This window comes from Yoonia sp. (genome assembly GCF_030731595.1).
GTDB lineage: Bacteria > Pseudomonadota > Alphaproteobacteria > Rhodobacterales > Rhodobacteraceae > Yoonia.
In genome coordinates, this window is sequence record NZ_JANQTS010000082.1 from 171491 (window position 1) to 178199 (window position 6709).

Consider the following 6709-nt stretch of genomic DNA (forward strand, 5'->3'; position numbering starts at 1 on the left):
TCAAACAAGAGCCTTCGATCACTCCATATGCTTGCGGATGCGGTTCACCATCATCCAAACCAAACCCAAGACAACAGGCGTGGCCAAGGCCGCCATGACAGCCTTGCTTACACCAAATGACTCTTCCAAAGGGCCGGTCATGTAGAGCACCAGATTGACAGCGTAATAGCTGATCGCCACCACTGAAAGGCCTTCGACCGTGCGCTGCAACCGAAGTTGCAGGTCGGCACGTTTGTCCATGCTGGTCAGCAGTTCCTGATTCTGGGCCGAGCGTTCCACATCCACACGGGTCCGCAGCAAATCGCCGGCGCGCAGGGCGCGATCGGACATGGCCTGCAAACGCTCCTGCGTCGATTTGACCGTCCGCATCGCCGGATCGAACCGCCGCATCATGAATTCGCCAAAGGTCTGACGCCCTGTAAAGCGTTCCTCGCGCAGCACAGCGATACGCTGGTTGACGATCGTCTCGTAGGCGCCCGTTGCACCAAAGCGGAACGATGACTGCGCGAGAGTGTTTTCAATCTCAGCCGAGACCTCGAGCAGCGATTGCAGGACCTGCGCAGGATCGGCAGTCGCACTGCGCATATCTTCCAACAGGCCTGTCAATTTCACATCAAAGGCCGCCATACTGCCCCCCAAAGACCGGGCGCGCGAAAGCCCCAGCATGGACATGCTTTTGTAGGTTTCAATTTCACAAAGCCGCTGCACCACGCGGCCAATCCGCCGGCTGCCCACATGCGGACGCGCAAAGACCGCAAACCGCGTATGGCCCCCATGATCTATGCGGAAATCTCCTGCGACGACCAGATCGTTCTCGACCACACGGCTGATGGCGAGGCTTTCAGGCACGAACCAATCGCGGGCCTTTTCGATGATCCCGTCATCGCCTTCGGCAATCTCGATCCGGATCAGCGCAGATGTGACCCGCGTACCGGGTGCCGCGTTCAACCAGTCTTCGGGGAAAACCGCAAAAGTGGCGGCATCAAAAGGGCGTTCGGCCACGCCATCGCCGAAGATTGTATAGGTCACGAATTCGGTGTGGCTTTCCCACTTCAACCGGTGTTTGCCGATTGTCCCGAAATAATGCGTGGCATCAGGCTGAGGATGCTGAGCGCCAAAACGGTCCAACAGATCAATCAGATGGGCCCGATCAGCGGCGCGATCACGCCCCGCTGCATTCTTGGCAGGCTTGATCGCAAGATAAGCTGCGCGACTGGGGGCCTCTACAACCGGAAAAGGCCGCGCATGCAATTCATTGGCCATCGCATAACGCAGCGGGTGATCTTCAATCGGGGGCATATCAGCGCCTCTTAACAACCTTATAAATGCAACCTAGCTGGCTTTTGCGCACTGTAAACCACAAAAGTTGTTCATTTATAAATGCTTAGCCGCACACGCTGGTATACCGTGTGCGGCTGAAGGCTCAGATCACCACAACGTCCAGTGGCGGGAAGCCATTGAAACAAACCGATGAATAGGTCGATGTATAGGCGCCGGTATTGCGGATCAGGACCCTGTCACCCGACTTCAACGAAAGCGGCAAAGACACCGGACGCTTTTCATAAAGGACATCCGCACTGTCACAGCTTGGCCCTGCCAGAATGCATGGACCCATCGTTTCTGCATCGCGCACGGTTTCGAACTGGTAGCGGATCGCCTCGCCCTCAGTCTCGGCCAGACCCGAAAAACGACCGATATCCAGATAGACCCAGCGGTGCATGTCACGGTCGGATTTGCGGCTGACCAGCATCACTTCGGCAACGATCACGCCTGCTTCGGCCACAAGGCCGCGGCCCGGTTCTGCCATGATACGGGCCACATTGGGAAAGCGGGCCTCGACCAGCGCGATGACCTGCGCGGCATAAGCTGTCGGGGCGTCGATCTCTTCGCCGTAAAAAGCAGGGAAACCACCGCCGATGTTCAGCAGGCTCAGGTCGTGGCCCGCATCCAATGCGGCACGCCAGATCAGGGAAAGCGCATCAAGCGTGGGCGCCCACATTTCGGCGCGGCGGGTTTGCGAGCCGACGTGGAACGAAAAACCGACCGGGTTCAGGCCAAGCGCCTTGGCGACGTCCAGAAGGTGCAGCGCCATGTCGCGGTCGCAGCCGAATTTGCGTGAGAGCGGCCAATCAGCCTGGCTGACTTCGACGATCAAACGGATGTAGACCGACGCACCTGGTGCATTTTCTGCAATCTTCTCAAGTTCTTCTTCGGCATCTGCGGAAAACAGTGTGATCCCCCGCTCCCACGCCCATGCGATATCAGAGGCACGCTTGATTGTGTTGCCAAAAGAAATCTCGGAGGGCGCAGCGCCTTCTTCAAGACAAAGCGCAATTTCGCCCCGCGAAGCTGCGTCAAAATGCGACCCCAGATCGACAAGACGGGCAATGATCTGCCGTGCTGGGTTTGCCTTGACCGCATAGTGGATGTCGGCCCGGCCAAGACCCGCCTGCAAGGCGCGGTATTGGTCAGAGACCCGATCAAGGTCCATCACGAGTGTTGGCTTGTCAAAGTTCTGTCCAGCCACATAGGCGTCAAGGCGTGAAGCGGAGTCGACAGAAAAAGGCGCCGCATTGGGCGCGTAGTGAATGCTCATTGGTCATCTCCAAAAGACTCGGCCATAATGGGGCTTCCCCACCTAAGACCGCTCAGTTCCAAGGGAGACGTTACCGTCGCTACGTAAACACGTGTGCGTTGACATTCACCGGCCAGAGGCGCGTGCGTTGGCGTCTATGTTTGCGCATTTGCGGTAGTTTTGGATTCGTTGCAAGTGGGAAAATGTATCGCAACGAATTTTCATATCGCTGTGGACCTGAATGCATAACTCGCGTTAGGCAGAACCATGTCCCGCGTCATTCTTTTTAACAAGCCTTTCGGTGTCTTGTCGCAGTTTACAGACGCCAAAAGCCCCTCGCCCCGACCGACGTTGTCGGCCTATGTGGCCGTGCCAAATGTTTACCCTGCGGGGCGGTTGGATCGCGACAGCGAAGGTTTGCTGGTGCTCACCGATGACGGGCCGTTGCAGGCCAAGATCGCCGATCCCAAAAACAAGATGAGCAAGACCTATCTGGTGCAGGTCGAAGGCGCGCCGTCCGACAGGGATCTGGAGGCCTTGCGCCAAGGTGTGACCCTCAACGATGGCCCGACACGGCCCGCCAAAGTGCAGCTGATCGATCCGCCGGAACTCTGGGAGCGTGACCCGCCTGTGCGGTTCCGCAAATCGGTACCCGATACATGGATAGAAGTGACCATCACCGAAGGGCGCAACCGGCAAGTCCGGCGCATGACCGCCCATATCGGCTATCCGACGCTGCGGCTGGTGCGCTGGCGGGTGGGTAGCTGGAGCTTGGACGGAATTGAGAACGGTGTCTGGCGAGAGGCATAAGCCGCGCGGGACGATGCTTGCTAGCTGGCAAAAGCAACTTGGTGCGGTCGGGGGGACTCGAACCCCCACGAGTGTTACCTCACAGCGACCTCAACGCTGCGCGTCTACCAATTCCGCCACGACCGCAAGTCCATAGCTGGCAAGTGCGGCACTCATAGACGAGCCGTTTTGTGATGCCAAGAGGGAAAACATGCCCTTTTCAACGCGCCTTCGCAGCGTTACCTCGGTCTTATGGTGGAATGGATCATCTCTGACGGTTTGACCGCGTATCCGGAAGCGCTGGCCTTTATGGAAACCCGTGTGAACGGAATTATTGCAGGTGAGGCAGAGGAATGCATCTGGCTGCTGGAGCATCCCCCCCTTTATACGGCCGGAACTTCGGCCAAGGCTGCAGATCTGATCGATCCGGACCGTTTCCCTGTCTATGATGCGCGTCGTGGTGGCGAATACACCTATCACGGCCCGGGGCAGCGGGTGGTTTATGTCATGCTGGATGTGGGGAAACGCGGCCATGACGTCCGCCAGTTTGTCAAAGACCTTGAAGCATGGGTGATTGCCACACTCGACACCTTTAACGTCAAAGGTGAGATCCGCGAGGGCCGTGTCGGGGTTTGGGTCCAGCGTCCGGACAAGGCACTGTCCCCCGATGGATCACTCGCCGAGGACAAGATCGCGGCGCTTGGGATCCGGCTGCGCAAATGGGTGTCCTTTCATGGCCTGTCGATCAATGTAGAGCCGGATCTGCGCCATTTTGACGGGATTATCCCTTGCGGCATTGCAGACCACGGGGTGACGTCGCTGGTGGATCTGGGGCTGCCGGTGACGATTGCGGATGTGGACGTGGCCTTGCAGCAAACCTTTGCCACCGTTTTTGCCACAAAGCCGGACCCATCCTAAAGATCGGCGGCGAATGCAGCCACCAATGACTCCACGACGGATTGCAAGGCCTCATGCGGGGTCGCACCTGCCGCGATCGCCGCGTCATGGACCTTGCGTTGCTGGTCAGCGCTGGTGCCATCGCGCAGGATATGGCGCGCGGCGGTCACTTCAGCGACACAGTTCAGCGCAGTCGCATCCTCGGCGATCAGGTCCAGCATCTCGTCTACCGCCTGTTCAAAGGGGATCAGGGCCTTGCGCCCGAAATCGATCTGACCTTTGGATACGCCATAGCGCTGTGCCCGCCATCTGTTTTCATTGATCATGAAGTTATCCACGACCTGCCAGCCATCCGCGTCGACAGACTTGCGCCACAGCATCCGGGTCAGGCATTGGGTCAGCGCGGCAAGGGTCAGGGTCACTTCCATACGCGGCGCGACATCGCAAATCCGCGATTCAATTGTGGGGAATTTGGCGGACGGGCGCAGGTCCCACCAGATTTTGGAAGCATCCTCGATCAGGTCCAGATCGATCAGTGTCTTGACGGTGGACGCAAACTCGGCCCAGTTGCGCATATAGGGTGGCAGGCCCGTGCGCGGCAGATTGTCAAAGACCGTCAGCCGATAGGACTGCATGCCTGTATCCTCCCCCTGCCAGTAGGGCGAAGATGCCGACAATGCATGCAAGTGCGGCAGGAAATACTTCAACTGGTTCACAAGGTTGATCCGCATGTCCTTGTCAGGGATGCCCACGTGCACATGCATCCCGCAGATCAACATCCGGCGCGCCACACCGGCCAGATCGCGGCGCAGCTGATTGTAGCGTTCCTTGTCCGTGTGGTGCTGGTCTTTCCAATCCGCAAACGGATGACAAGACGCAGCGATAGGGGCCAATCCGTAGTCGGCCGCATGGCGCGCCACAGTCCGCCGCAGATGTGCAAGATCGGCACGCGCCTCGCCTATCGTGTGGCAGACACCGGTCCCGACTTCAATTTGGCACTGAAGGAATTCGGGGCTGACCTTGTCCTTGAGATCCGCCGTGCATGCCCTGATCAACCCGTCAGGGGCCTGGGCGAGCGCCAAAGTCGCCTGATCGACAAGCAGGTATTCTTCTTCAATTCCAATGGTGAAAGGGAGATCGGGTTTTGCCATGCATTTCCTCCGGACTGCACCCAGCCTAGCGGCAAAACCACGATCTGTCAGCGGTTCAGATGCCCGTACATGCCGATTAGTCCTCCGGCCCTGCGCCAAATTAACCCATGCCAAAGACGTGATCCTTTGTTGCCCCCGCAGCACCAACCGATTAGAACCGCTGCAAATGTGCGCCGTGTCACGACTCGTCGCCATGAAAAGTAGCCAATACGAGGAGAGCCAAAATGGCAGACGCAGCCATCCACGGCGACGCACACGAGGACCAAAGGGGCTTTTTCACCCGTTGGTTCATGTCTACAAACCACAAAGATATCGGTATCTTGTATCTGTTTACCGCCGGTATCCTGGGGTTTGTATCGGTCGCCTTCACTGTTTACATGCGTATGGAGCTCATGGAGCCCGGCGTGCAGTACATGTGCCTAGAAGGCGCACGTCTGACAGCTGCAGCAGCAGGGGATTGTACGCCCAACGGGCACCTGTGGAACGTGCTGATCACTTACCACGGCATCCTGATGATGTTTTTTGTGGTTATTCCGGCCCTGTTTGGCGGTTTTGGTAACTACTTTATGCCATTGCAGATCGGCGCGCCGGATATGGCGTTCCCCCGTCTGAACAACCTGTCTTACTGGATGTTCGTGGCGGGCGCATCTTTGGGTGTGGCGTCGATGTTGGCACCTGGCGGCAATGGCCAAGCCGGGTCTGGCGTTGGCTGGGTCATGTATGCGCCGCTCTCCACCAGCGAGACGGGCATGTCGATGGACCTTGCGATCTTTGCGGTTCACCTTTCGGGTGCCTCTTCGATCCTCGGTGCGATCAACATGATCACGACCTTCCTGAACATGCGTGCACCGGGCATGACGCTGCACAAGGTACCGCTGTTTGCCTGGTCGATCTTTGTGACCGCTTGGCTGATCCTTCTTGCTCTGCCTGTCCTGGCTGGCGCGATCACCATGTTGCTGACAGACCGGAACTTTGGCACGACCTTCTTCCAGCCTGAAGGCGGTGGAGACCCGATCCTGTATCAGCACATTCTGTGGTTCTTCGGACACCCAGAGGTCTACATCATCATCATCCCGGGCTTTGGTATCATCAGCCACGTCATCGCAACCTTCAGCCGCAAGCCGATCTTTGGCTATCTGCCGATGGTCTATGCGATGGTTGCGATCGGTGTTCTGGGCTTCGTTGTCTGGGCGCACCACATGTATACCGTGGGTATGTCCCTGACGCAGCAGTCCTACTTCATGCTGGCAACCATGGTCATCGCGGTGCCGACAGGTGTGAAGATCTTTAGCTGGAT

At 57.9% G+C, this 6709-nt stretch carries 6 protein-coding genes and 1 tRNA gene; 3 read left to right on the forward strand and 4 right to left on the reverse strand.

The features are described from left to right. Nucleotides 1-18: 18 nt before the first annotated feature. Complete coding sequence (locus NWQ23_RS09700; protein ID WP_306166094.1) at nt 19-1299, reverse strand: DUF3422 family protein; 1281 nt, start codon at nt 1297-1299, stop codon at nt 19-21. Between the two features lie 124 nt (nt 1300-1423). Continuing rightward, complete coding sequence (locus NWQ23_RS09705) at nt 1424-2596, reverse strand: type III PLP-dependent enzyme (RefSeq protein WP_306166095.1); 1173 nt, start codon at nt 2594-2596, stop codon at nt 1424-1426. A 246-nt stretch (nt 2597-2842) separates the two neighbouring features. Between NWQ23_RS09705 and NWQ23_RS09710 the strand changes: the two genes are divergently transcribed. Next, complete coding sequence (locus NWQ23_RS09710; RefSeq protein WP_306166096.1) at nt 2843-3385, forward strand: pseudouridine synthase; 543 nt, start codon at nt 2843-2845, stop codon at nt 3383-3385. Nucleotides 3386-3424: 39 nt separating this feature from the next. Here NWQ23_RS09710 and NWQ23_RS09715 read toward each other — a convergent pair. Beyond that, nucleotides 3425-3511 (reverse strand) — tRNA-Leu (locus NWQ23_RS09715). A 105-nt stretch (nt 3512-3616) separates the two neighbouring features. Between NWQ23_RS09715 and lipB the strand changes: the two genes are divergently transcribed. After that, the gene (gene lipB / locus NWQ23_RS09720; protein WP_306166097.1) at nt 3617-4282 is read left to right on the forward strand and encodes a lipoyl(octanoyl) transferase LipB; all 666 of its coding nucleotides are present in this window, start codon (nt 3617-3619) and stop codon (nt 4280-4282) included. On the opposite strand, the gene NWQ23_RS09725 is transcribed toward lipB, so the two are convergent. Continuing rightward, nucleotides 4279-5412 carry a carboxylate-amine ligase gene (locus NWQ23_RS09725; RefSeq protein WP_306166098.1) on the reverse strand — a complete coding sequence of 378 codons (1134 nt, stop codon included), beginning with the start codon at nt 5410-5412 and terminating at the stop codon, nt 4279-4281. The genes lipB and NWQ23_RS09725 overlap by 4 nt on opposite strands. 224 nt (nt 5413-5636) lie before the next feature. Between NWQ23_RS09725 and NWQ23_RS09730 the strand changes: the two genes are divergently transcribed. Further along, nucleotides 5637-6709: cbb3-type cytochrome c oxidase subunit I (locus tag NWQ23_RS09730; RefSeq protein ID WP_306166099.1), on the forward strand; the 1073-nt coding region annotated here is incomplete at its 3' end.

Coding starts and splice junctions, on each gene's coding strand:
- NWQ23_RS09710 (WP_306166096.1), top strand. CDS start 2,843: ATGTCCCGCGTCATTCTTTTTAACAAGCCTTTCGGTGTCTTGTCGCAG.
- NWQ23_RS09725 (WP_306166098.1), bottom strand. CDS start 5,412: ATGGCAAAACCCGATCTCCCTTTCACCATTGGAATTGAAGAAGAATAC.
- NWQ23_RS09705 (WP_306166095.1), bottom strand. CDS start 2,596: ATGAGCATTCACTACGCGCCCAATGCGGCGCCTTTTTCTGTCGACTCC.
- NWQ23_RS09700 (WP_306166094.1), bottom strand. CDS start 1,299: ATGCCCCCGATTGAAGATCACCCGCTGCGTTATGCGATGGCCAATGAA.
- lipB (WP_306166097.1), top strand. CDS start 3,617: ATGGTGGAATGGATCATCTCTGACGGTTTGACCGCGTATCCGGAAGCG.